Origin of the sequence: Streptomyces soli (genome assembly GCF_003999195.1) — a bacterium.
GTDB classification, from domain to species: Bacteria; Actinomycetota; Actinomycetes; order Streptomycetales; family Streptomycetaceae; genus Actinacidiphila; species Actinacidiphila soli.
This window is the reverse complement of the sequence record NZ_RJVR01000058.1, coordinates 1-24,204: the sequence shown is the minus strand read 5'-3', so window position 1 is coordinate 24,204 and position 24,204 is coordinate 1. Positions and strand designations below refer to the sequence as shown.

General features: G+C 72.0%; 24 protein-coding genes and 2 pseudogenes. 19 read left to right on the top strand and 7 right to left on the bottom strand.

Going from position 1 to position 24,204, the window contains the following annotated elements; all coding sequences use genetic code 11:
- The 5 genes and pseudogenes from EFK10_RS04405 to EFK10_RS04390 all read left to right on the top strand — a co-directional run.
- Positions 1–414, top strand: a pseudogene (locus EFK10_RS04405) (ABC transporter permease); the annotation flags it as partial.
- Positions 415–419: 5 nt separating this feature from the next.
- Positions 420–3,167, top strand: a complete 2,748-nt coding sequence (locus EFK10_RS04400; RefSeq protein WP_127354459.1) for a bifunctional YncE family protein/alkaline phosphatase family protein — start codon at positions 420–422, stop codon at positions 3,165–3,167.
- A gap of 365 nt (positions 3,168–3,532) precedes the next feature.
- Positions 3,533–3,646: pseudogene (locus EFK10_RS49485) on the top strand (IS5 family transposase); the annotation flags it as partial.
- A gap of 5 nt (positions 3,647–3,651) precedes the next feature.
- Entirely contained in the window at positions 3,652–4,455 is an 804-nt protein-coding gene (locus EFK10_RS04395; protein ID WP_322973276.1) for an oxidoreductase, read from the top strand.
- A 118-nt stretch (positions 4,456–4,573) separates the two neighbouring features.
- On the top strand, positions 4,574–5,185 hold the full coding sequence (locus tag EFK10_RS04390) for a flavin reductase family protein (protein WP_127354458.1): 612 nt from the start codon (positions 4,574–4,576) through the stop codon (positions 5,183–5,185).
- A 26-nt stretch (positions 5,186–5,211) separates the two neighbouring features.
- Here the strand turns inward: EFK10_RS04390 and EFK10_RS04385 are convergent, their stop codons facing one another.
- Both EFK10_RS04385 and EFK10_RS04380 read right to left on the bottom strand, forming a co-directional pair.
- Positions 5,212–5,742, bottom strand: a complete 531-nt coding sequence (locus EFK10_RS04385) for an NUDIX hydrolase (RefSeq protein WP_127354457.1) — start codon at positions 5,740–5,742, stop codon at positions 5,212–5,214.
- A gap of 48 nt (positions 5,743–5,790) precedes the next feature.
- Positions 5,791–7,131, bottom strand: coding sequence for a transcriptional regulator (locus EFK10_RS04380; RefSeq protein WP_127354461.1), 1,341 nt, complete (start codon positions 7,129–7,131; stop codon positions 5,791–5,793).
- Between the two features lie 252 nt (positions 7,132–7,383).
- Here EFK10_RS04380 and EFK10_RS04375 point away from each other — a divergent pair, with 252 nt between their 5' ends.
- Positions 7,384–7,638: a hypothetical protein gene (locus tag EFK10_RS04375; RefSeq protein WP_127354456.1), complete on the top strand. Its 255-nt coding sequence runs from the start codon at positions 7,384–7,386 to the stop codon at positions 7,636–7,638.
- Here EFK10_RS04375 and EFK10_RS04370 read toward each other — a convergent pair.
- Positions 7,632–8,342, bottom strand: coding sequence for a TVP38/TMEM64 family protein (locus tag EFK10_RS04370; protein WP_127354455.1), 711 nt, complete (start codon positions 8,340–8,342; stop codon positions 7,632–7,634). The genes EFK10_RS04375 and EFK10_RS04370 overlap by 7 nt on opposite strands.
- Positions 8,343–8,429: 87 nt before the next feature.
- On the opposite strand from EFK10_RS04370, the gene EFK10_RS04365 reads away from it, so the two are divergent.
- From EFK10_RS04365 to EFK10_RS04355, 3 genes are all read left to right on the top strand, one after another.
- Positions 8,430–9,176 (top strand): DNA alkylation repair protein, encoded by a 747-nt coding sequence (locus EFK10_RS04365; protein WP_127354454.1) that lies wholly within the window; start codon positions 8,430–8,432, stop codon positions 9,174–9,176.
- Between the two features lie 198 nt (positions 9,177–9,374).
- Positions 9,375–10,550, top strand: coding sequence for an elongation factor Tu (tuf, locus tag EFK10_RS04360; protein ID WP_127354453.1), 1,176 nt, complete (start codon positions 9,375–9,377; stop codon positions 10,548–10,550).
- Between the two features lie 135 nt (positions 10,551–10,685).
- The gene (locus tag EFK10_RS04355; RefSeq protein WP_127354460.1) at positions 10,686–11,480 is read left to right on the top strand and encodes a spermidine synthase; all 795 of its coding nucleotides are present in this window, start codon (positions 10,686–10,688) and stop codon (positions 11,478–11,480) included.
- On the opposite strand, the gene EFK10_RS04350 is transcribed toward EFK10_RS04355, so the two are convergent.
- A complete protein-coding gene (locus EFK10_RS04350) occupies positions 11,420–12,745 on the bottom strand; it encodes an MFS transporter (RefSeq protein ID WP_240676976.1) in 1,326 nt (441 codons plus the stop codon). The genes EFK10_RS04355 and EFK10_RS04350 overlap by 61 nt on opposite strands.
- 112 nt (positions 12,746–12,857) lie before the next feature.
- Between EFK10_RS04350 and EFK10_RS04345 the strand changes: the two genes are divergently transcribed.
- Positions 12,858–13,310, top strand: a complete 453-nt coding sequence (locus EFK10_RS04345; RefSeq protein WP_127354451.1) for a DUF4442 domain-containing protein — start codon at positions 12,858–12,860, stop codon at positions 13,308–13,310.
- A 75-nt stretch (positions 13,311–13,385) separates the two neighbouring features.
- Positions 13,386–14,030: a DedA family protein gene (locus EFK10_RS04340; protein ID WP_127354450.1), complete on the top strand. Its 645-nt coding sequence runs from the start codon at positions 13,386–13,388 to the stop codon at positions 14,028–14,030.
- 179 nt (positions 14,031–14,209) lie between these two features.
- On the opposite strand, the gene EFK10_RS04330 is transcribed toward EFK10_RS04340, so the two are convergent.
- Positions 14,210–14,746 (bottom strand): gamma carbonic anhydrase family protein, encoded by a 537-nt coding sequence (locus EFK10_RS04330; protein WP_127354449.1) that lies wholly within the window; start codon positions 14,744–14,746, stop codon positions 14,210–14,212.
- A 92-nt stretch (positions 14,747–14,838) separates the two neighbouring features.
- On the opposite strand from EFK10_RS04330, the gene EFK10_RS04325 reads away from it, so the two are divergent.
- Genes EFK10_RS04325 through EFK10_RS04310 form a run of 4 tightly spaced genes read left to right on the top strand, consistent with a single transcriptional unit; the run spans position 14,839 to position 18,071 of the window.
- Positions 14,839–15,765, top strand: coding sequence for a pseudouridine-5'-phosphate glycosidase (locus EFK10_RS04325; protein WP_127354448.1), 927 nt, complete (start codon positions 14,839–14,841; stop codon positions 15,763–15,765).
- 16 nt (positions 15,766–15,781) lie between these two features.
- A complete protein-coding gene (locus EFK10_RS04320) occupies positions 15,782–16,660 on the top strand; it encodes an acyltransferase (protein WP_407646999.1) in 879 nt (292 codons plus the stop codon).
- 23 nt (positions 16,661–16,683) lie between these two features.
- On the top strand, positions 16,684–17,241 hold the full coding sequence (locus EFK10_RS04315; protein ID WP_127354446.1) for a YbaK/EbsC family protein: 558 nt from the start codon (positions 16,684–16,686) through the stop codon (positions 17,239–17,241).
- Positions 17,238–18,071, top strand: a complete 834-nt coding sequence (locus EFK10_RS04310; protein ID WP_127354445.1) for a GNAT family N-acetyltransferase — start codon at positions 17,238–17,240, stop codon at positions 18,069–18,071. The genes EFK10_RS04315 and EFK10_RS04310 overlap by 4 nt, the downstream gene beginning before the upstream one ends.
- Here the strand turns inward: EFK10_RS04310 and EFK10_RS04305 are convergent.
- Complete coding sequence (locus EFK10_RS04305; protein ID WP_127354444.1) at positions 18,043–18,543, bottom strand: GNAT family N-acetyltransferase; 501 nt, start codon at positions 18,541–18,543, stop codon at positions 18,043–18,045. The genes EFK10_RS04310 and EFK10_RS04305 overlap by 29 nt on opposite strands.
- Before the next feature lie 23 nt (positions 18,544–18,566).
- Entirely contained in the window at positions 18,567–18,974 is a 408-nt protein-coding gene (locus tag EFK10_RS04300) for a CoA-binding protein (RefSeq protein WP_127354443.1), read from the bottom strand.
- A gap of 158 nt (positions 18,975–19,132) precedes the next feature.
- Between EFK10_RS04300 and EFK10_RS04295 the strand changes: the two genes are divergently transcribed.
- The 4 genes from EFK10_RS04295 to EFK10_RS04280 all read left to right on the top strand — a co-directional run.
- Positions 19,133–19,564 carry an SRPBCC domain-containing protein gene (locus EFK10_RS04295; RefSeq protein WP_127354442.1) on the top strand — a complete coding sequence of 144 codons (432 nt, stop codon included), beginning with the start codon at positions 19,133–19,135 and terminating at the stop codon, positions 19,562–19,564.
- Between the two features lie 35 nt (positions 19,565–19,599).
- Complete coding sequence (locus tag EFK10_RS04290; protein ID WP_127354441.1) at positions 19,600–20,232, top strand: YigZ family protein; 633 nt, start codon at positions 19,600–19,602, stop codon at positions 20,230–20,232.
- Positions 20,233–20,745: 513 nt separating this feature from the next.
- Positions 20,746–21,906 carry an exonuclease SbcCD subunit D gene (locus EFK10_RS04285; RefSeq protein WP_127354440.1) on the top strand — a complete coding sequence of 387 codons (1,161 nt, stop codon included), beginning with the start codon at positions 20,746–20,748 and terminating at the stop codon, positions 21,904–21,906.
- Positions 21,906–24,204: AAA family ATPase (locus tag EFK10_RS04280; RefSeq protein WP_164835818.1), on the top strand; the 2,299-nt coding region annotated here is incomplete at its 3' end. The genes EFK10_RS04285 and EFK10_RS04280, both read left to right, overlap by 1 nt.

The window sequence follows — 24,204 nt, the reverse complement described above, 5'->3', positions numbered from 1 at the left end:
ACGACCCCGTCCATGGGCTCCGGAATCGAGCAGGGCAAGGTCCAGCGGTCGGTCGCCACGGCCTTCGCCCACCTCTACCGCATGCAGACCCAGCAGCTTAACCGCCCCGCCGTCACCGAGGCGCAACTGCGGGTCACGGCGGCGTGCAACAAGAGCGGCGGCCATGTCGCCCCCCAGGGGGCGGGTAACGACTGGCGCTGCGTCGTCTCCTGGCATCTCCCCGACGTCGAGGTCACAGGGACGGCCATCTACCAACTCGACGTCACCGCGAACGGGCGGTTCATCGCCGATGGCGACGGACCGAAGGAAGTGAACGGCTACTTCCTGGTGCGCACCCCGACCGGGGACGCACCGAACCCGCTTTGGCAGTTCGACGGCAACGTCGAACTGCTCGACACCACCCCGAAGGGATAACTTCAATGCAGGTAATACGGCAGCGTCGGACTGACGAGAAGGCGCAGATCAGCCTTTTGGGTCGACGCGTCGGCCGCCGGACCACTCTGGTAACGGTGGGCATCGCGGTCGCCCTCGGCGTCACGGGCACCGCTGTTGCCCAGACGCAGCAGTTCGGCACCCAGCAGGTCGGCCAGGTCACCGCTAACGGCCAGGTTGTCTCCTCCGATGAGTACATCGACCCGTACGGTAGCCGCACCGTCATCAACGACGGCAAGATCATGTCGTCCACGGTCAGCCCGGATGGCAGCATTCTCGCGGCCGCGGTCGCCGACGGTGACGCTGCGCTGGTCGTCATGGACCTCAAGACCGGGCAGGTGAAGCAGAAGGTCGGCACCAACGCGGCGGACAACCTGCGCATCAGCAGCGGCGCCGTCGGCCAGGAGGGCCCGACGTACTCGCCCGACGGCAAGCAGCTGTGGTTGGGCCAGAGCGACGGCTACACCAAGTTCACCGTGAACGCGGACGGCACGGTCTCCAACCCGACGGCCGTCAACATCCCGGCGGACGGCTCCAAGCACGCACTGGTGGGCGCTGCGGTGTTCTCGGCCGACGGCTCCACCGTGTACTCCGCGGTCAACGGCCAGAACCGGGTGGTCGCCATCGACGCGGCGACCGGGACCATCAAGCAGAGCTGGACCGTGGGCAACGCCCCCCGTGGCATCGCCATGGTCGGCAACAAGCTCTACGTCAGCAACGAGGGCGGGCGTCCGGCCAAGGCCGGCGACACCACGATCAACTCCTACGGCACCCAGGTGCCGGCCAACCCGGACACCGGTGCCACCACCACCGGCACGGTCAGCGTCATCAACCTGGCGGACGCGTCTGCCGCCGCCGCGAGCATCGACGTCGGTCTGCACCCGACCGCGGTGTACGCCAAGAACGGGGCGGTGTTCGTCACCAACACCGCCGACAACAACGTGTCGGTCATCAACACCGCCAACGACAAGGTCGTCCAGACCATCGCCACCCAGCCGTGGCCGGAGGCATCGGTCGGCTACGAGCCCAACGCGGTGACGCTCACCGACGACGGTCACCTGCTGGTGACGCTCGGCCGCGCCAACGCGGTCGCCGTCTACCGGTACACCTCCCCGCAGGAGCCGGCCAGCTACGTCGGCCTGCTCCCGACGGACTACTTCCCCGCGGAGATCACCACCGTGGGCAAGAACGTGGTCGTCTCCAACACCCGTGGTATCGACGCCCTCCGCCCCACCAACAAGGCCGGGCACGGCACCCACGACACGACGTCGAGCCTGACGCAGTTCACGCTGCCGGACGACAGCGTCATCAAGTCCGAGACCGGCAAGGTCTTCACCCAGAACGGCTGGCACGGCGGCTCGGTCACCCAGGGCAAGGGCGACGCGAAGCCGGTGCCGGTCCCGGTGAAGCTCGGCGACCCCTCGACGATCAAGCACGTCTTCATGATCGTCAAGGAGAACCGGACCTACGACCAGGTCCTCGGTGACATCCCGCAGGGCAACGGCGACCCGTCGCTGACGCAGTTCGGCGAGAACGTGACGCCGAACCAGCACGCGCTGGCAAAGCAGTTCGGGCTGTACGACAACACGTACGACATCGGCACGAACTCCGCCGAGGGCCACAACTGGCTGATGCAGGCCGACGACCCGGAGTACACCGAGTCCTCGGCCGGTGAGTACACGCGCAGCTACGACACCGAGGACGACGCTCTCGGCCACCAGAAGTCCGGCTTCATCTGGACCGGTGCGCAGGCGGCTGGGAAGTCCGTCAAGGACTTCGGCGAGTTCCAGTCGTTCGAGAGCAAGCCGTCCGGCGCGTCCTGGCAGAACCTGTACTGCGACACCAAGAACATGCAGGCGACCGGGCAGAAGACCGCCTACCCCATTCAAACGGGCTCGGCGATCCCATCGCTCAACAAGGTGTCGGTGCCTGGCTTCCCGCTGTTCGACACCAGCGTCCCGGACATCTACAAGGAAGACATCTGGAAGCAGGACTTCGAGAAGAACGGTCCGGCGAACCTGAACATGTTCTGGCTCTCCAACGACCACACCGGTGGTCCGGCGAGCCCGGCCGCTCAGGTCGCGGACAACGACCTCGCGGTCGGCCGGATGGTCGACACGATCTCGCACAGCAAGTACTGGAAGGACTCGGCGATCTTCGTCGTCGAGGACGACTCCCAGGCCGGCCTCGACCACGTCGACGGCCACCGTGCCCCGATCCAGATCATCAGCCCCTACGCCCAGCACGGCACCGTCGACAACCACTACTACTCGCAGATCACGATGATCCGCACCATCGAGCAGATCCTCGGGATCCACCCGATGAACCAGAAGGACAGCGCGGCCACCCCGATGCGTGGGGCGTTCACCCAGAATCCGAACGTCACACCGTTCACCGCGCTGCCCAACCGGACCTCGCTGACCGATGGTCTGAAGACCGCGCCTTCCTGCGGCGTGGACACCCCGGCGCCGCAGAACCCCAGTGCAGCGCCCGTGCCGTCGTCGAAGGTGCCGGCGGACATGCAGGCCCTCGCGGCGAAGTGGGACGCCTGGAAGTCGCATCAGCGGCTCACCGGGCCCAACGCCGTGCCCGACTACGCGAACCCCGCGCAGATGAACCACCTCACGTGGTACCAGACGCACGAGTGGAAGACGCCGTACCCCGGCGAGAGCAAGATCTTCGCGCCGAAGGACGTGCCTGGCGCCTACATCCCGTCGTCGGAGAACGACGGCTGACGTAGGCTGATCGCGTAAAGGGGTCCCTGGCCGGCGTCACCGCTGGCCAGGGGCCCCTTCTGTCCTCTGTGGCAAGTACAGGATCTGGACCGTCGACGTCTGCCCGAGCGGAGGGCTGCCCACCCGAGTGCAAACGCCCCGCCGCAGAACGCCGCGAGGTCGAACGCATTACCGATCATCGACCTTGGGGCTCGAACAAGGTTCTGGATCGGATGATCTCGGGGTGATCGGTGCATGAGGGCAGGGCCCCTTGGCGATTCGGAAGGTGTTGAGTCTGGCCGAGCGCCAGGAGGCCCTGTTTGTCGCAGTTGTACGCGTTGTCGCCTTCAGAGTTCAACTCGGCTGCCCGGTCGTGTGATTGCCGGCTGCGGGGCCGGGTCCGCGAGAGTGAGGGGCGATCCGCCGAGCCGACCGCGGGAATCATCGATTCGCAGTCGGTGCGGGCAGCCGCTTCGGTCCCGGCCGCCACGCGGGGCTACGGGCACTGGCCAACGGCTCCGTACTCCCCAACCGCATCGCCAAGGCGGCCATGGAGGAGAACCTCGCGGGGGACGGCCAACTGCCCGACGAGCGGTTGCTGCGGCTCAACCGCCGCTGGAGCGAGGGCGGCACCGGGCTGCTGATCACCGGGAACGTGATGGTGCACGCGCAGGCGATGACCGGCCCGGCCGGTGTGGTGCTGGACGCGGACTCCCCGTTGGAGCCCTTCACCCGGTGGGCGAAGGCCGCGAAGTCCGGGGGCGCCGCGGTCTGGATGCAGATCAACCACCCCGGCCGCCAGGTCTTCGCGGAAATGCCCGGTGTGGCATGGGGGCCCTCCGCCATCAGGGTCGACATCGGCAAGCAGAGCAAGCGCCTGGCCCAGCCCGTCGCGATGACCGAGGAGGAGATCGCCGACACGGTCGCTCGCTTCGCCGACACGGCGCGGCTGGCGGAGAAGGCCGGATTCGACGGCGTCGAGATCCACGCGGCTGACGGCTACCTACTCTCACAGTTCCTCTCCCCGCTGTCGAACGTCCGGACCGACCGCTGGGGCGGCTCCCTGGACAACCGCGCCCGGCTGCTGCTCGACGTGGTCCGCAAGGTCCGCGCCACAGTGGCACCGCAGTTCGCGGTGGCGGTCAAACTCAACTCCGCCGACTTCCAACGCGGCGGTTTCGAGGTCGCCGACGCGCAGCGGGTGATCGCCATGCTGGCACCGCTGGGCGTGGACCTGGTGGAGCTCTCCGGCGGAAGCTATGAGAGCCCGGCGATGTCCGGACGCCCGGCGGACGGACGAGCCCCGTGAGGATCTGGTCGTCCTGGAGCGGGCCGGGGATGCCGGGCACCTTCGTCAGAAACCGCAGCTTGGAGACGCCGGGGAGTCTCGGTACGATCCGCGCTCGCCACCGTTGATACTGGTCGGTATGCGCGTCGATTTCGATCCTCAGGCCATGGACACCAGGAACTTCTACCGCCTGCTCACGGCGGTGGTGGTCCCTCGACCCATTGCGTGGGTGTCCACGCTGTCAGCACGGTCTGTTGCGAATCTCGCTCCGCACTCCTTCTTCTCGGTGGCGTGCGTCAGCCCGCCGGTGGTGCAGTTCACCTCGGTGGGGCGAAAGGATTCGCTGCGCAATATCGAGGCCACGCGGCAGTTCGTGGTCAATCTGGCGCCGGAGCATCTCTTCGAGCAGGTCAATGCCACGGCGACGGACTTTCCGCACGGGGTGAGCGAGTTCGACGAGGTGGGGATCGCCCGGGAGCCGAGCAGTCTGGTGAAGCCGCCGCGGGTGGCGGCGTCGCCGGTCGCGCTGGAGTGCGAGTTGCACAGCACGGTGTTGCTGGGGGACTCGACGGTGGTGTTCGGGCGGGTGGTACATGCCGCGGTGTCCGAGGCGGTGCTGGTGGAGGGGCATCCGGATGTGCGCAAGCTGCGGCCGCTGTCGCGGCTGGGGAAGGACGAGTGGGGGACGATGGGGGAGGTCCTGGAGATCTCGCGGATCCCGTATGCGGACTGGCCGGACGGCGCGAACTGACCTTCCGTCAACCGCGCGACAGCATTTCAGCCCAGCCGTATGTTGTGCAGCATCAGCAGCGCGGCGGCCATGTTGGCGGCGGGGACGTCACCTCGGGCGACCAGGTCGGGAACGGCTTTGAGGGACACCCATTCGCGGCGGTCGGACTCGAAGTCGTCCTCGGGGTGGCCGACGTAGGTCGCTTCTTCGGCCCAGTAGACGTGGTGGGTGGCGTCGGTGAGGCCGTTGGAGGGTTCGAGGGTGAGGAGGTGGCGCAGGGGGCCGGGGCGCCAGCCGGTCTCCTCGAGCATTTCGCGGGCGGCGGCGGCTTCGATGGACTCGTCGTCCTCGACGACGCCGGCCGGGAGTTCCCAGCCCCAGCTGTCGGTGATGAAGCGGTGCCGCCACAGGAGTAAGACCTCGTTGTCGCGGTTGACGGCGGTCGCGACGGCGACCGGCCGCAGCCGGATCAGGTAGTGGTCGAGATGGCTCCCGTCGGGCAGCTCGACATCGGCGAGGTTCACCCTGAACCATCGGTTCTCGTACACGGTGTGCTCCCCGAGATTCTTCCAACGCATGCCGCCGCCTTCCGCCGTGTCGCTGCCAACATCGCAGCACGGCGGCGGTCACAACGGGACGCGCAGAGCCTCGTCAAGAAGCTCGACGGCCTGGACGGATATTGCTCCGTCATATGCGGCCAGATGCTGTCGTACGGACCGGAAGCGGTCACGCAACCGTTGCGACTCCATGCCCCGGCTTTGCTCCACCATCGCCGTCGCGAGCGCCGAGGCGTGGTCGAGCCGCCCCCGGCGCAGCTCCACATGGGCCAGTACCGCGAGCCGGTGCACGCGCCCGCGTGGGTGCGCGGGCAGTCCGGCGGCGCGGCGGGCGTGCTCGTGGGCGGGGGCAAGTTCGCCCAGGCTGAGATATGCCTCCGCCAACTGCACGTCGACCAGGCCCGGTTGGACGTAGCCGGTCTCGGACGGCTCCTCCTCGGCGCGTATACGTCCCTCCGCAGTCACCGCCAGCCGGGCGCAGCGGGCCACCCCGGACGGATCGCCGAGGTGTCCGTACGCCTTCGCCTGCATCGCGTACAGGTCGGCCGTGAGCGCGGGGGTGATGTGCGCGCCGGCGGTGCGCAGCGCGGCCTCCGCGAAGGCGACGGCCTGCCGGAAGTCGCGCAGCCACAGCGACTGGTAGACCAGCATCCCGACCACGCAGGCACCCAGGCGCCGGTCGCCCGAGGCCTTCGCCAGCCGTAACGCCTGGTGGAAGTAGCGCTGGGCCAGGCCGTACGCATCCGCGTCGTACGCGCAGATGCCTGCGATGCCGACGAGTCCGCCCACCGCCCGGCACAGGTGGCGGCCCGCCGCGTCGCTGTAGCTGCCGCGCAGCATCGGCGCGGCCTCGCCGGTGAGGAAGCCGGTGACCCGGTCCCTGGTGGCCACGCCGCCGGCGCTGCGGTAGAGGCCCTCGAAGTGCGTACGGGCGGCCCGCAGCATGGCCACGTCCGCCATGCCCACCTGGTCGCGGCCGCCCCGGGACACATCGGTGTCCTCGGGCGGGTTCTCCCACTCCCATACCGGAATGACGGCGTCCGTGCCGGTCAGCGGCGTGGCGTTGCGGACGCCGGGGCGGCGTTTCTCGTCGGAGCGCCAGAGGGCCGTGGCGGCGTCCACGAAGCCGGACAGCGGGATCCCGGGCGAGCCCTGGACGCTCCCCGGCGAGCGCATCCCGATGTCGCCCAGGGACAGCGGCCGCCGTACCTCCCGGCCCAGCACCTCGCAGAGCAGATCGGGAACCCGGCCGCGCGGCCGCTGTCCCCCGATCCAGCGGGTGACGGCCGTACGATCGTAACTGAGCGTCAACCCTTCGCCTCTGCCCGCCGCGTTGACGCGGGCGGCGAGACCGGCGTGCGACAGGCCGGACTCCGACAGCAGCGCGTCGAGAAGAATGTTGGGTTCCACGGACACCCCCCAGGTCTGACCGGGTGCGGGCATCGTAGTACTCCGGCTTTCGCACGGGTTGTGAATCGCCCACCCAACTCCCTGCGCCGCACACGCTTCCCGCGCTGATGCGGACGCGGTTCACTGTGCGTGCCGCTGAGTGGTCGGGCGGGCCGGGACCCGAGAACCTCCCCGCCCTGTCGGCCGCCGCCCGTCGCGCCTCCCCCGCGGCGGGCGTGCGGCGCCCAACTGAAGAAAGGGGGTGCCCGGGCAATGACGGAGCCCGATCACGTAACCATCACCGCGGAATTAACCGAGCTGCGCCACAGCCTTGATGTCGGTTTCACCCGGATGGACGGCCGACTCGCCCTGCTGGTGCAGCGTGGGGAACAGACGGAGAAGGGCCTCGACGAGCTCGAATCGCGCGTCACGGCCCTCGAACGCGGCCGATGGCCACTCCAGGGCGTCGCCGTCCTCACCGGCTTCTGCGCGGTCGCCGTCACCCTCTGGCAGGCGATCGGTCACTGACCGGTGGCGGCTCGCGGTCGCGACCGTCGCCGCCAGGCGACGACCACGGCCGCGAGCCCGGTCACCGCGATGAAGCCCATGGCCAGCAGAAAGGCCGGCGAGGTCGGGGTCGAGGCGCGGCTGCCGGCGATGACGTACGCGGCGGTGTTGGGGACGCTGCCCAGGGCGGTGGCGGCCAGGAACGGCGCGAGGCGCATCTCGGAGACGGCGCCGCCGTAGTTGGCGGCCGCGAAGGGGACGCCGGGGAACAGCCGCATCGCCAGCATGCTCCGGAAGCCGTGCCGGCTCAGCTGCCGGTCCAGCGAGAGCAGCAGCCGCCCGCGCAGCAGCGGACGCAGCGCGTCCCGCCCCAGCACCCGGCCCAGCACGAAGGACAGCCCGGCCCCCAGCACGGTCCCCCCGAGCGCGGCCACCAGGCCCGGCTGGGCGCCGAACAGGGCGCCGGCCGCGAGGTTCAGCAGCGGCCTCGGCACGAAGGCCACCGCGCACAACCCGTACGCCACCCCGAACAGCAGCACCGCCGCCGCGCCCGTCAACTGCGCCGGCCAGCCGTGCGCCAGCAGCCGCTGCGGATCCCAGACCAGCACGGAGGCCGCCGCGGCGGCGAGCAGCGCGACCAGGAGGGCGAGCCGCGCCCACGGCGACAGCAGCGCACGCGTCGTGCGCAGGGTGAGGCCGGCGGGAGCAGCAGGACTGTCGAGCATCCCCAGGAGCGTAGTCGAGGAAACCGTCCCTCCGGAGCCGCTCGGCCATCCCGCACCGCCCGCGTGGCACCCCAGTACGGTGTGAACGTGGCCCCGAAACCGCCCGCAAGCGCCCTCGCCGACGACCTGCTGCCCCGCCTGACCTCGGCGTACGGCGCTGCCACGGATCGGGCCCGGGCCGCGTCGGCGGCCGCGTACATGCGCGGCGCCTTTCCCTTCCTCGGCATCCCGACGCCCGAGCGGCGCAAGCTCTCCCGCGAGGTGCTGACGGGCCTGCCCGCGCCGGACGAGGCCGACTGCGGGGCCGTCGCGCTGCGCTGCTGGGCGCTGCCCGAGCGCGAGTACGCGTACTTCGCCGTCGACTACCTGCGCCGGTACGTCGGCCGCTGCTCCTCGGGCTTCCTCCCGGCCGTCCGGCATTTCGTCATCACCAACTCCTGGTGGGACACGGTCGATCCGCTGGCCGCCCATGTCGTGGGCCCGCTCGTCGGCGCCGACGACGGGCTTGTCGCCGTCATGGACGACTGGATCACCGACGACAACCTGTGGGTCGCCCGCACGGCCCTCCTGCACCAACTGCGTTCTAAGCAGGCCACCGACGCCGACCGGCTGTTCGGCTACTGCCTGCGCCAGGCCGCCCACCCCGACTTCTTCATCCGCAAGGCGATCGGCTGGGCGCTGCGCGAGTACGCGTACACAGACTCGGACGCGGTGTACGGCTTCGTAGCCTCGGCGCGGGAACGGCTGTCGCCGCTGTCGGTGCGCGAGGCGCTGAAACACGCGCCGAAGGAGCCGAACGCGCGGAAAACCGTTCGACGCGGGCCGGGTTCCTAGCCGATCATCGTGGCATGTTCCGGTACGCCTTCCTCGCAGATTCGTCCGCAGTCGCGGACGCGCTGAAGGCTGCCCTGGCTGCTTTCCTCGACGGCGCCCGACGTTGACCCTCCCCGGTGATACCGGCGGACCCCGCAGGGGGAGGGTCGGTCCGGCCCAGGGGTCCCGTACGGAATCTCGCAGAGATGGAAAGCAAGCATGTCCAAGCAGGCGTACGTGCGCACCAAGCCGCACCTGAACATCGGCACGATGGGCCATGTCGACCACGGCAAGACGACGCTGACCGCCGCGATCACCAAGGTGCTGGCGGAGCGCGGCAGTGGCACCTTCGTACCGTTCGACCGGATCGACAAGGCTCCGGAGGAGGCGGCGCGCGGGATCACGATCACCATCGCGCACGTGGAGTACGAGACGGAGACGCGGCACTACGCGCATGTCGACATGCCGGGTCACGCGGACTACGTCAAGAACATGATCACGGGCGCGGCGCAGCTCGACGGGGCGATCCTCGTCGTGTCGGCGCTCGACGGGATCATGCCGCAGACGGCCGAGCACGTGCTGCTCGCCCGCCAGGTGGGCGTCGAGCACATCGTCGTGGCGCTCAACAAGGCCGACGCCGGGGACCCGGAGCTGGCCGACCTGGTCGAGCTGGAGGTGCGAGAGCTGCTGTCCGCCCAGGGGTATCCGGGGGAGCGGGTGCCGGTGGTCCGGGTGTCCGGGCTGCGGGCGCTCGAGGGCGACCCGGAGTGGACGGGGGCGATCGGGGAGTTGCTGGACGCGGTGGACGCGTACGTGCCGGTGCCGGTGCGCTACACGGACGCGCCGTTCCTGCTGCCGGTGGAAAACGTGTTCACCATCAGCGGGCGCGGCACGGTCGTCACCGGCGCCGTCGAGCGCGGCACGGTGCGGGTCGGCGACCGGGTCGAAGTCCTGGGCGCCGACACCGAGACGGTGGTCACCGGCGTCGAGACCTTCGGCAAGCCGATGGCCGAGGCGCAGGCCGGGGACAACGTGGCGCTGCTGCTGCGCGGTGTGCAGCGCGACGCCGTCACCCGGGGGCATGTCGTCGCCGCCCCGAGCAGCGTGACGCCCAGTCAGCGCTTCCGGGCGCGGGTGTACGTCGTGCCGGCGGCGGAGGGCGGGCGGCGCACGCCGGTCGCCAGTGGCTACCGGCCGCAGTTCTACATCCGTACCGCCGACGTGGTGGGCGACGTGGACCTGGGTGAGGCCGGGATGGCGCTGCCGGGGGAGACCGTCGAGATGACGGTCGAGCTCGGCCGGCCGGTGCCGCTCGAGGCGGGTCTCGGCTTCGCCATCCGCGAGGGCGGCCGCACGGTCGGCGCGGGAACAGTGACCGAGCTGCTCGGTCAGTAGGGGGCCGTACCGGTCCTGCCTCCAGGGGCGGGGCCGGTACGCGACAATGGGCCGGTGGACGTGCGACCCCCGGGCGAGCCGGATCCAGAGCCGATACCGGTGACCCGCGCCGTGGACTTCGGCACGGCGAAGCTGATGCCCGACGTCGACCGGCCGCGCGCCTGGCTGCTGACGGTCGACGGCGCGCCGCAGTCGTACGTGGACCTCGACGAGCCGGCATACCTGGAGTTCGAGTACGTACGCAGGCTGGCGCACGCCCTCGACGCCGCGGCGCCCGCCGGGCTGCCGCTGGACGTGGTGCACCTGGGCGGCGGGGCGCTGACGCTGCCGCGCTATCTGGCGGCGACCAGGCGCGGGTCGCGGCAGCAGGTGGTGGAGGCGGACCGGGGGCTGGCGGCGCTGGTGGCGGAGCACGTACCGCTGGACGGGTCGGCGCGGGAGATCGCACTGCACACGCGGGACGCCCGGGCGTGGCTGGAGGGGGCGCCGGACGACAGCGCGGATGTGCTGGTGGCCGACGTGTTCGGCGGGGCGCGGGTGCCCGCGCATCTGACGACGGCCGAATTCCTGGCCGAGGCGGGGCGCGTGGTGCGCCCCGACGGCCTGTATCTGGCGAATCTGGCCGACGCGGCGCCCTTCGACTTCCTGCGCTCGCAGATCGCCACCGTGCGTGGGGTCTTCGGGGAGGTGTCCGTGATCGCGGAGCCGGGGGTGCTGCGCGGGCGCCGCTTCGGGAACACGGTGATCGTCGCGGGCCGCCGGGAGTTGCCGCTGGACTTCCTGGCCCGGCGGGTGGCGGCCGACGCCTTCCCGGCGCGGGTGATGCACGGCAGTGCGCTGGAACGTTTCGCCGCAGGGGCGAGCCCGGTCTACGACAGCGGTGCGGTGCCCTCGCCCGAGCCGCCGGGGGGCGCCTTCAGCGTGGGTTGAGTGACTGCCCCGGAGGAAGCGGCGGCGGGCGGGGCGTCGGTGCGCGTGAGCGTGCGTACCTCGGGGGCGAGCAGGACGGCCGCCGTCAGGAGCACGGTCAGCGCGGCGCAGCCCCACAGGGCGCCGTAGAGGCCGAAGGCGTCGGCGGCGGGTCCGGCCAGCGCGGTGCCGACCGGGATGAGGGCGAAGGAGCCGAGGCCGTCGTAGGCGGAGACCCGGGACAGCTTCTCCTCGGGGATCTCCTGTTGGAGGGCCAGCATCCAGGTCACCCCGAAGACCTCGATCGTCACGCCGCTGACCAGCATCGCCGCGATCAGTAGGGGGGCCGGGGCCGCCGCCGCGAGGGCGATCTGCGGCAGGGCCCAGGGGAAGATGCAGAGCGTGCCGGCGAGCAGGATGCGGCGCGGCCGCCAGCGCAGCAGCAGGAGACCGCCCAGGACGTTGCCGATTCCGAAGGCGGCCAGCGCGACGCCCCAGGGCCCGGCCCCGCCCAGGCGGTCGTCGGCGACCAGCGGACCGTAGACCGCGTCCGTGGCGACGATGCCGGCGTTGACCACCGAGAACTGCACCACGATCGCCCACAGCCAGCGGCGCGAGACGAACTCCCGCCAGCCGTCCCTCAGTTCCCGCACCATGCTGTCGCCCTTGGGGCGGACGACGTCCCCGACCCGCAGGAGGGTGCGCAGCAGCGCGCCCAGCGCGAAGGAGCAGGCATCGACGGCCAGCACCCAGCCGGGACCGAAGGCGGCGGTGAGGGCGCCGCCCAGCGCAGCGCCGCCGATGTTGGAGCCGTTGGACGCCATCCGGAAGACGGCGAAGGCGCGGCCGGCGTTCGTACGGTCCACGGTCGCCAGGACCATGCCCTGGGCGGCCGGTCCGAAGAAGGCCAGGGCGGTGCCGCCGACGGCGGACAGCGCGGCCATCTGCCAGATGCGGGCGGACCCGGACAGGACGAGCACCGCGAAGACCGCCTGCGAGGCGGCGTTGAGGACGTTGGCGCCGACCATGACGTGGTGGCGCGGCAGCCGGTCCGCGATCGCGCCGCCGATCAGCATGAAGACCACCAGCGGCAGGGTGCGCGCCGCCGCGACGAGCCCGATGTCCGTCCCGCTGCCGCCGGCCTGCAGTACGGCGAACGCGGCGGCGATCACCGACCCGGCGCTGCCGAGGTTCGTCACGACGGCCGAGGCCGTCAGCAGCCGGAAGTTCCGCCCCGCCCAGGCCGGCAGGCGTGTCGGGCGCGAGGGCGCGGTGGGGGAGATCACCCGGAGGACTATCGCGGGCGGGCGGTCCCGCCGCAAAGCCTTTTTACGGCCCTCCTTATACGGCTGTCTCCAGGGGGCGCCAAGCTTCATTACTTGCTGGTAACATCCGGGCATGTCCGAGACACTGTCCTCGATAGGCGAGCTGATGGCGGCCGCCGTGCCCATGGCCCGCACCCTCAATCTGGAGTTCGTGGAGACCACGGCCGAGCGCGCCGTGGTCCGGCTGCCCGACCAGCCGGACTTCCACAACCACGTCGGCGGCCCGCACGCCGGCGCCATGTTCACCCTCGCGGAATCGGCCAGCGGTGCCATCGTGCTCGGCGCCTTCGGCGACCAGCTCTCGCGCGCCGTACCGCTCGCCGTGACGGCCGAGATCGGGTACAAGAAGCTCGCCATGGGCCCGGTCACCGCCACCGCGACCCTGGGCCGTCCCATCACCGAGGTCATCGCCGACCTCGACGCCGGGGAGCGCCCCGAGTTCCCCGTCAACGTGTCCATCCAGCGCGAGGACGGCGCCGTCACCGGCGAGATGACGATCATCTGGACCCTGCGCCCCAACTCCTGAGCACGCGCGGGCCGAGGCCCCGCCGGGGTCGGCTACGCTGCGGTGAGACCCAGCGCCTTCGGGGAGGAAGCGGCCTTGCACGTCCAGGAGTGGCTAGGGACCATCCCACCGATCAGCATCTACCTGCTGGTGGCGCTGGTGATCGGCGTGGAGAGCCTGGGCATTCCGCTGCCCGGCGAGATCATCCTCATCAGCGCCGCGCTGCTGTCCTCCCAGGGGCACGTCAACCCGGTGATCGTCGGCGCCTGCGCCTCCGCCGGGGCGATCATCGGCGACTCCATCGGCTACGCAATCGGCCGCCGGGGCGGCAGACCCCTCTTCGACCGGCTGGGCCGCAGATTCCCCAAGCACTTCTCGCCCGGCCACATCGCCACCGCCGAAGCGTCCTTCGAGCGCTGGGGCATGTGGGCGGTGTTCTTCGGCCGCTTCGTCGCGCTGCTGCGGATCTTCGCCGGGCCGCTGGCGGGCGTGCTGAAGATGCCGTACTGGAAGTTCCTCACCGCCAATGTGCTCGGCGGGGTCGTCTGGGCCGGTGGCACGACGGCCGTCATCTACTACGTCGGTGTGGTCGCCGAGCCCTGGCTCCAGCGTTTCTCCTACGTCGGTCTGGGCGTGGCGCTGCTGTTCGGCCTCGGCTCGTTCCTGGTCGTACGCCGCCGGGCCAGGGCCGCCATGGCCGCGACGGACGCCGAGCCCGAGCCGGCGGCCGTCGCCGACTGACTCGGAACCGCGGCATAGGGCCTGTCCGGCGGATCAGGGTCGGATAGGCCGCGGCGTCTGGTGCGGTGCATCGCAAGGCGTCGGAGCGTCCTGATAGCGGAGCTATCCGGGCGTTTCGGCAACGCAGCGAGGTGCCGTGCCGGGCGTCGTGGACCCGGCCCTGATCCGCCGGACAGGCCCTATTCCTGCGTGAAGGCGGCGCGGTGCTCCCGCGCCAGCAGGACGTAGTGCTCGGCATTGAGCCGTACTGACTCCCGCTCCTCGGCGGTGAGTTCGCGACGCACCTTGGCCGGCACCCCCGCCACCAGCGAGCCCGGCGGCACGCGCATGCCCTGCGGTACGAGGGCGCCCGCTGCGACCAGTGAGCCCGAGCCGATGTGGGCGCCGTTGAGGACGGTCGAGCCCATGCCGACCAGGACGTCGTCCTCGACCACGCAGCCGTGCAGCACCGCGTTGTGGCCGACGGTGACCCGCTCGCCGATGACGGCGGGGAAGCCGGGGTCGGCGTGCACGGTGGAGTTGTCCTGGACATTGCTGTCGGCGCCGATGCGGATCGCCTCGGCGTCGCCGCGCAGCACGGTGTGGTACCAGATGCTGGACCCGGCGGCCATCGTCACGTTGCCCAGGACCACTGAGGTCGCCGCAGTGAACGCGTCCGGGTCCAGCTGCGGCTTGTGCCCCGCCACGCCCGCCACCAGCGCCGCCCGCTCCACCATGGTCTTCCGCCTCCGTCTCAGGGCTTCGGGTGTGTCGCTCAGCACCGTAGCCGCGCGATTGCGGTGATCGCGCGGCGGGTAGCGCGTAGAACGTGAACGCCAAGCTCTCCCAAGAAGTCGCCGCCGCCCTGGAGCAGGGCGCGCCCGTGGTCGCCCTGGAGTCCACGATCATCTCGCACGGCCTGCCGCGCCCCCGCAACCACGAGGTGGCCGTCGAGCTGGAGGACACCGTACGCGAGCAGGGCGCCGTCCCCGCGACCATCGCCGTGCTCGACGGGGTGCCGCGGATCGGGCTGGACAAGGAGGGCCTGGAGCGGATAGCCGCCGACGAGGGGCTGCGCAAGCTCGGCCACCGCGATCTTCCGGTCGCCCTCGCCACCGGCGCCAGCGGCGCGACCACCGTGTCCGCCACTGCCTTCCTCGCCGCGCGTGCCGGGCTGCGGGTCTTCGCCACGGGCGGCCTCGGCGGCGTGCACCGGGGCTGGACCGAGGACCAGGACGAGTCGGCCGACCTGCGACTGCTCGCCCAGACCCGGATCACGGTGGTCTGCGCCGGGGTAAAGTCCATACTCGATGTCCCGGCCACGCTGCAGCGCCTGGAGACGCTCGGGGTGACGGTCGCCGGCTACCGTACGGCCGAATTCCCCGGCTTCTACCTGACCAGCTCGGGCCTGCCGGTGGACTGGACGCTCGACAGCCCGCAGCAGGCGGCCGCCGTCATGGCCGCCCAGGACGCGCTCGGCGGGCCGCCCGCCGCGCTGATCGTCGCCAACCCGGTCCCGGAGGACCAGCAGCTCGACCCCGCCCTGCACGACCGCGTCCTGGCCGAGGCGCTGGCCGCCGCCGAACGCGAGGGCATCAAGGGGCAGGCCGTCACCCCGTTCCTGCTCGGCCAGCTGGTCGAGGGCACCGCCGGCGCCTCGCTGGAGGCCAACCTGGCCGCTGTACGGGGCAATGTGCGGCTGGCCGCCCGCATCGCAGCCGCCTGGTCGTCCGGGCTGCGAGGGAGCGATGCCTGAGCTGTACGGTGAGCAGGTGCCGAAAAACGAGAACCTGTTCTCCTCCGGGGCCCGGGCCTTGGCGGCCTGGCGCCGCCGAACCGCCTCCCGCGCGGTCCACCGCGGGTGGCGGTGGATACAGTCCGCGGGCGCCGTTACCGCCGAGCGCCCCGGCCCGCTGCGCTTCGGCCGAATAGGCATCGGCACCCGCCTCGCCTTCCCCCAGGGCACCGTCTTCGGCGAGCCCTGGATCCACCTCGGCGACCACTGCATCATCGGCGAGCAGGTCACCCTCACCGCCGGCATGATGCCCGGCCTCGACCTCGGCCCTGACCCCATCCTGCGGCTCGGCAACGGCGTCGTCCTCGGCCGGGGCAGCCACGTCATCGCCTCGCAGTCGGTCGTCTTCGGCAACGACGTCTTCTGCGGCCCCTACGTCTATGTCACCAGTGACAACCACTCGTACGACGACACCGACCAGCCCGTCGGCCGCCAGTGGCCCCGCTCCGCCCCCGTCGAGATCGGTTCCGGCAGCTGGCTCGGCGCCGGCGCGGTGATCCTGCCCGGCGCCCGCCTCGGCCGCAACGTCGTCGTCGCGGCCGGCGCCGTCGTACGGGGCGAGGTGCCGGACCACGCCGTGGTCGCCGGGGCACCCGCCCGGATCGTGCGCCGCTGGGACCCGGAAGCCGGCTGGCAGCCCCCGCTGCGCACCCCGCCGCCTGTCCCGATCCCGGCGGAGGCGACGGCGGAGCAGCTGATCGCGCTGGCGGAGTGGGCGGAGCTTCAGGGCTGCGACGAGCAGACAATGGGAGGTGGGCTCCCTCACGCCGCCGCCACCAGCACCGACCCGGCCGGGGCGAGCCCCGGCGCGAGCCCTGTGCCGTCCGTCGTGTCCATCCCCCCGCCACCGCGCTGACCGGCTCGGCTAGCGTTCTTCGTATGCACGCACCCATCGGAAAGTTCGACGAGGCCCGGCCGGCCATCGAGGTCCTCGGCCTGCTCCCCCCGCCTGTCGCCGCCGCGCTCACCGGCTGGCAGGGCGAGGTGCCGGTCGAGGAGTTGATCCACGTCGACAGCGACTCCGACAAGGCCGACACCGCCGTCTGGGCCGAGACCTACGGCGTGACGCTGGAGCAGTCGGCCAACTGCGTGGTCGTCGCCGGCAAGCGCGGCCAGGACGTGACCCTCGCCGCCTGCGTCGTCCTCGCCACGACCCGCGCCGACGTCAACGGCCTGGTCCGCCGCCACATCGGCGCCCGCAAGGCCTCCTTCGCCCCGATGGACACCGCCGTCGGCGAGTCCGACATGGAGTACGGCGGGATCACCCCCATCGGCCTGCCGCCAGGCTGGCCGCTGCTCGTCGACGCGGCCGTCGCCGACTCTCCGTACGTCGTCATCGGCAGCGGCCGCAGGCGCGGCAAGCTGCTCGTACCCGGCAAGGCGCTGGCCGGGCTGCCGGGTGCCGTCGTCCTCGAAGGGCTGGGGCTGCCCGTATGACCGCCGAAACCGCCCTGCTGGACCGGCTGGAGGGCTTCTACGACGCGGTGCCCCGGGCAGGCGCCCGCGTCGAGGACCACGGACCGCTCATCCTCTTCGTCCGCGAGGGCCTGGGCTGGCCCTTCTACGCGCGGGCCGCGCTCGGCCACCCCGGGCCGGTCAGTGCCGCCGACGTGGCCCGGGTCCGCGCCCGGCAGCGTGAACTGCGGGTACCCGAGGCCTTCGAATGGGTCCACGAGACCTCGCCCACCCTGCGCGCGGCGGCCGAGGAGGCAGGCCTGTCGGTGCACGCGCACCCCCTGATGGTCCTCGACCCGGACGCGCCCGCCCCGGCGGTCCCCGCGCCCGCCGACGGCGTGTCCGTACGCATCCTGGCCGGCGCCGACCCGGCCCTGCCCACCGCCCTCACCGTCTCCCACCTGGCCTTCGCCGACCCCGGCACCCGCATCGGAACCGCCGACACCACCGCCCTCACCGCCCTGGTGCCGCTCCACGCCGACCACGCCACCATCGAGCGCGCCACCGGCCGCATCCTGGCCGGCCTCACCGTCTTCGCCGCCGCCGTCGACGGCACGACATCCCTCTGCGCCGGCCAGTACAACCCGGTCGGCGACGTCTGCGAGATCGTCGGCATCGGTACCCTCCCCAGCGCCCGCCGTCGCGGCCTCGCCCTCGCCGTCACCGCCGCCCTGGTCCAGGACGCGCTGGCCAACGGCCTGCGCACGGTCTTCCTGTCCGCAGGGGACGAGGACGTGGCACGCATCTACGCTCGGCTGGGCTTCCGCCGCGTCGGCACCGCGCTCATCGCGGAGCCCGGACCCGCCCACTGACGTCCAGCGACAGCGCCGTCGGGTGCTCGGTGAAGCCGAAGCCCCGGTAGAGGTGCTCGGCGGCGGGGGTGGCGTGCAGGTCGACCCGGGTGACGCCCTGCACGGCGAACCAGTCGAGGAGCGCCTCGGTGGTGGTGCGGGCATGGCCGCGGCCCCGGTAGCGCGGGTCGGTGCAGACATTGAAGACGAAGCCGAACCGGCCGGTCGGGTGCCCCGGCGCGGGCAGGCGCTGCTCGATCGTGCCGACCGCGCACGCGGCGAGATGCGCCGCGCCGCCGCCGGGGTCGCCGTCGACCACGAACGCCCCCACGGTGACCCCCGATTCGCCCGCGAGTTGCGCGCGCAGCAGCTTCTCGCTCGCGGCCTCCCACTCCCCGGGCTCGTCACGGCCCCTCATGGCCTGGAACATCAGGCGGCGCAGCCGTACCAGTTCGGCGGCGTCATCGGGTCGGGCGAGGCGTACGTCTGACATGCCCGCACGCTACCCGCCCCGGCTCAGCGCAGGCGAGGGATTTCGATCGCCGGGCAGCGGTCCATCACCATCAGCAGGTCCGCCTCCCGCGCCCGGTGGTAAGCCTCCTCGTCGATGACGCCGAGCTGGAACCACACCGCCTTCGCCCCGATGCCCACCGCCTCGTCCACGACCGGTCCCGCCAGCTCGGAGTTGACGAACACGTCGACGACATCGACCTCGAAGGGGATCGCGTCGAGGGAGGGATAGCCCTTCTCGCCGTGCACGGTCTCGGCCTTCGGGTGCACGGGCACGATCCGCTTCCCGTAGCGCTGCAGTACGTCGGCCACGCCGTACGCGGCCCGGCGCTGGTTCGTGGACAGGCCGACGACGGCCCAGGTGTCACCGACCTCGGTGAGGATCTTGCGAATGGCCGCTGGGTCGCCGTACACGGCTGCCTCCTGAGGGATGGAAGGTCTGCTCTCCTGGCCAACCGGTGCGCGCTGCGGGAGATTCCCTGCGAACCCCACCTCGCGCGCAGCGATGAGTTCCTGGCCGGCGGACCGTCTACCCCTTCGACAGCCGACACGGTTCACGAAGGAGCAGAGACATGGCACAGCAGACGGTCACGACGACGGACAACGACTTCACCATCACCCGGACCCTCCCGGCACCCCTCGCCACGGTGTGGGCCACCTGGACCGACCCGGTGCATTTCCAGCAGTGGTTCCACGCCAAGCCCGGCTCGGTCGAGCTCGAGGTACGCGCCGGCGCCCCGTGGAAGGCGGTCCTGGAGACCCCGGCCGGCGAGATGCCCATGTCCGGCGCCTACCGTGAGGTGGTCGAGGGCCAGAAGATCGTGTGGACCATCGACACACCGGACGAGCCGGTGGTGATGACGGCGACCTTCTCCGAGCGCGACGGCCAGACCCTCGCCACCTACCACCAGAACCTCGTCGGCCCCTACTCGTGCGACCAGGCCGTCGCCGGCGCCACCCAGATCCTCGACAGCTTCGAGCAGCACCTCGGCACGGTCTCCTGAACGGCCTGCCGACGGGCTGCGCATAGGCTGGGGGAATGGCGGAGCGGTATCTGACAGTCGGGCGCGAGGGTGTCCACGAGAGCGAGATCAAGCGCTCGCGGTTCCTGTGCGCACTGGCCCCGGCCGCCAGCGAGGAGGCCGCGCAGGCCTTCGTCCAGCGGATCCGCAAACAGCACCCCGGCGCCACACACAACTGCTTCGCCTACGTCATCGGCGCCGACGGCCGCATCCACAAGGCCAGCGACGACGGCGAACCCGGCGGCACCGCCGGCACCCCCATGCTCCAAGTGCTGCTGCGCCGCGAGATCCGCGACGTCGTCGCGGTCGTCACCCGTTACTACGGTGGCGTCCAGCTCGGCGCCGGAGGCCTCGTCCGCGCCTACGGTGGCGCGGTTTCGGCCGCCCTCGACGAGCTGGGCACCATCGAGCGGCAGAAGCTCGCCCTGGTGACGGTCGCGGCCGACCATCAGCGGGCCGGGAAGCTGGAGAACGACCTGCGGGCGGCCGGCCGCGTGGTGCGCGAGGTCCACTACGGCGCGGACGTACGTATCGACCTGGGCGTGCCCGAGGAGGAACTCGGCGCCTTCCGGGCGTGGTTGGCCGACGCCACCGCCGGGGCGGCCGTGATGGAGACGACCGGCACCGCGTACGTGGACGTGGACGGCTAGTCACCGCCTGCCCTCTGCCATGGTCCGGTCGTGGCGCATTGGGGCGCTTTGCGCCGAGCGGCCGCCGACTGTCGGACGTGAGTGCAACACTGAGAGCCTGTCGGGTGACCTTCGATCGGAGAGCGGACGCGGTCTGGTGCGTGCGATTCCAAGGCGCTGGGGGCACCTCCCAGCCGCCAGGCTGGGGGAGGATGTCCTCGATGGGGTCCCCCCTGCTCGAGCGAAGCCGAGAGCTTGGGGGTGGGGGTACCTCCCGGCCGAAGGCTGGGGGAGAGCTACTAGGGCATTTCGGCAACGCGGGAAGCGTGCGTGCCTGGGGGCACCTCCCAGCCGCCAGGCTGGGGGAGGCGTGGTCGCCCGATCAGAGGTCACCCGACAGGCTCTGAGGGCCGTGAGAGAGCGAGGACCGACTGGGACTACGGTGGTCCCTGCTGAAGACTGGGTCCCGGACCGATTCGTGTGGCGACGGTTCCCGGGACCGAGGAGGGGCGAGATGCGGTTCGGAGAGTTTTCTTGAGGCTTCTGCACACCTCCGACTGGCATCTGGGACGGTCCTTCCACCGGGTCGGTCTGCTCGACGCCCAGGCGGCCTTCATCGACCACCTGGTGAGCGTGGTGCGCGCCGAGCGCGTCGACGTGGTCCTCGTCGCCGGTGATGTCTACGACCGGGCGCTGCCCTCGCTGCCCGCCGTCGAGCTGTTCGACGACGCCCTGCACCGGCTCGCCGGTCTCGGGGTGCCCACGGTGATGATCTCCGGGAACCACGACTCGGGCCGCCGCCTCGGCGTCGCCGCCGGCCTCATCGACCGCGCCGGGATCCACCTGCGTACCGACCCGGCCGGCTGCGCGGCGCCGGTGGTGGTGGCCGACGAGCACGGCGAGGTCGCCTTCTACGGCCTGCCGTACCTCGAACCGGCCCTCGTACGCGATGAGTTCGGGCTCAGCCGCGCCGGTCACACCGAGGTGCTCGGCGCCGCCATGGAGCGGGTGCGCGCCGATCTGGCGGGGCGCCTGGCGGGGACCCGGTCGGTGGTGCTGGCGCACGCCTTCGTCACCGGTGGGGCAGCCTGCGACAGCGAGCGGGACATCACGGTGGGCGGGGTCGCGGCCGTGCCGGCGGAGGTGTTCGACGGGGCGGACTATGTGGCCCTGGGGCATCTGCACGGCTGCCAGACGATCACGGAGCGGGTGCGGTACTCGGGCTCGCCGCTCGCGTACTCCTTCTCGGAGGCCGAGCACCGCAAGAGCATGTGGCTGGTCGACCTCGGCGCGGACGGCGCGGTCACCGCCGAGCGCGTCGCCTGCCCGGTGCCCCGGCCGCTGGCCCGGCTCCGGGGCCGCCTCGATGACCTGCTCGCCGACCCGGCCCACGAACGGCACGAGGACTCCTGGGTCGAGGCCACCCTCACCGACCCGCACCGCCCGCACGAGCCCATGGCCCGGCTGCGCAAGCGCTTCCCGCACGCCCTGGCCCTGGCCTTCGAGCCCGAGCGCACCGGCGAGGACCCGCTCGCCTCGTACGCCCAGCGGCTGCGCGGCCGCACCGACCAGCAGATCGCCGAGGACTTCGTCACCCATGTACGCGGCTCCGCCCCCGACCCCCGCGAGCGGGATGTGCTGAGCGACGCCCTCGACGCGGTCCGCGCCGCCGAAGTCCGGGCGGAGGTCAACTGATGCGCCTGCACCGCCTCACCCTCAGCGCCTTCGGCCCCTTCGCCGGCAGCCAGAGCGTCGACTTCGACGAGCTGGCCTCCGCCGGGATCTTCCTGCTGCACGGCGCGACCGGCGCCGGCAAGACCTCCGTCCTGGACGGCGTGTGCTTCGCGCTCTACGGAGGCGTGCCGGGCGCCCGCCCGCTCGCCCGGCTGCGCAGCGACCACGCCGACCCCGACACGCCCACGGAGGTCGTCCTCGACCTCACTGTCGGCGGGCGGCGGCTGGAGATCACCCGCCGCCCCGAGCAGCTGCGACCCAAGAAACGCGGCACCGGCATGACCCCCGACAAGGCCGTCACGTTGCTGCGCGAGCACACCGGCGGCCAGTGGCGAGCGCTGTCCAAGTCCCACCAGGAGGTCGGCGAGGAGCTGCTGCGGCTCATCGGCATGAGCAAGGAGCAGTTCTGCCAGGTCGTGCTGCTGCCGCAGGGCGAGTTCGCGGGCTTCCTGCGCGCCGGGGCCACCGAGCGGGCCGCGCTGCTGGGGCGGCTCTTCGACACCCGCCGCTTCAAGGCCGTCGAGGACTGGCTCCACGACCGCCGCCGCACCGCCGAACAGCACATCCGCACCGGCGACCAGGAACTGGTCAACCTCGCCCACCGCATGCAGCAGGCGGCCGGCGAAGGCGCCGAACCGCCCGCGGACTGGACGCCCGGTGACGCCGAACTCGCCGAGCACATCCTCCAATGGGCCGCCATCCTGCGCTCCACCGCCCGCGAACAGGACGGCATCGCCCAGGCCGCCCTGCGCGAGGCCGAGGCGGCGCACACCGCTGCCCGGCGCGAGGCCGACTCCGTACGGGAGCTGTACGCCCTCCAGCAGCGGCACGCCGCCGCCGTCCGCCGCGCCGCCGAACTGGCCGCCGTACGCACCGAACGCGACGCCACCCGCTCCCGGCTGGAGCAGGCCCGCCGAGCCGCCGCCGTCGAACCCGCCCTGGACCTGCGGGAGAAGGCCGCCCGCGAGCACACCGCCGCCCAGGCCGCCGAGCGGGCCGCCAGGACCGGTCTGCCTGACGGACTCACCGAAGCCGGGGCCGGCCAGCTCACCCAGCACGAACACCGGCTCCGTGAGGAACTCGGCGCCCTCGCCGAGGCCGGGCGCGCCGAACACCGCGCAGCCGAACTGACCGCCGAAAGCGACCGCCTGGAGCGCGAGACACGCGGGGCCGAGCAGCTCGTCGCGGACGCCGACGCCTGGCTCGACGGCTGGGAGGCCTCCCGCCAGGCGCTGCGGCAGCGCCTCGACTCCGCCCAGGCCGCCAGCGCCCGCACCGCCGAACTCGCCGCCGCCCGCGACCAGGCACGCCGCAAGCTCGACGCCGCCTGCGCCCGCGACGACCACGCCCAAACCCTCCAGCGGGCCGAGGAACGCCTGCGTACCGCCCGCGACACGGCCGCCGACGCCCGCGAGGCCTGGCACGACACGCGCGAGGCCCGCATCGCCGGCATCGCCGCCGAACTCGCCGCCGAGCTCGAGGACGGCCACGCCTGCCTGGTCTGCGGTTCCCCCCAACACCCCGACCCCGCCCAACCCTCCGGCGCCCGCATCACCGCCGACGACGAGGAACGCACCCACGCGGCCTACCAGTTGGCCCTCACCACCCAGGGCGACGCCCAGGACGCGGTGAGCCGGGCCCGCGCCGCCCTCGACGCCGCCCACGCAGAGGCCGGACCGGCCCCCGCCGCCGAACTCGACGCCGCCCACGCCGCCGTGGACCGCGAGTACGCCGACAACGCCGCCCTCGCCGCCGACGCCCACGCCGCCCGCGAAGCCCTCGACCGCGCCGAGGCCGAGCACGACCGCCGCGCCGCCGAACGCCGCCAGGCCGCCACCCGCATCGCCACCCTCACCGCCCACCGCGAAGGCCTGGACCGCCAGCATGCCGACCTTGCCGGACAACTGGCCCGCGCCCGTGGCCCGTACGCCACCGTGGCCCAGCGCCGCACCCGCCTTGCCGCCGACATCGAGCAGGTTGCGTTCGCCGCGCAAACCGTCCGTACGGAACAGGAGACCGCCCAGCGCGTCAAGGAGGCCGACGCGAGACTCGCCGACGCCGCCTACCGCGCCGGGTTCGACACGCCCGAGTCGGCGGACGCTGCCCTGCTGCCCCAGCACGAACGGCAGCGCCTCGAGTTGCGCGCGGAGCAGTGGCAGCGCGAGGAGGCCGCCGTCACCGCCGACCTCACCGCCCTCGACCTGTCCGAGGCCGCCGATCAGCCCCCGGCCGACCCCGACCACGCCGCACGAGCCGCCG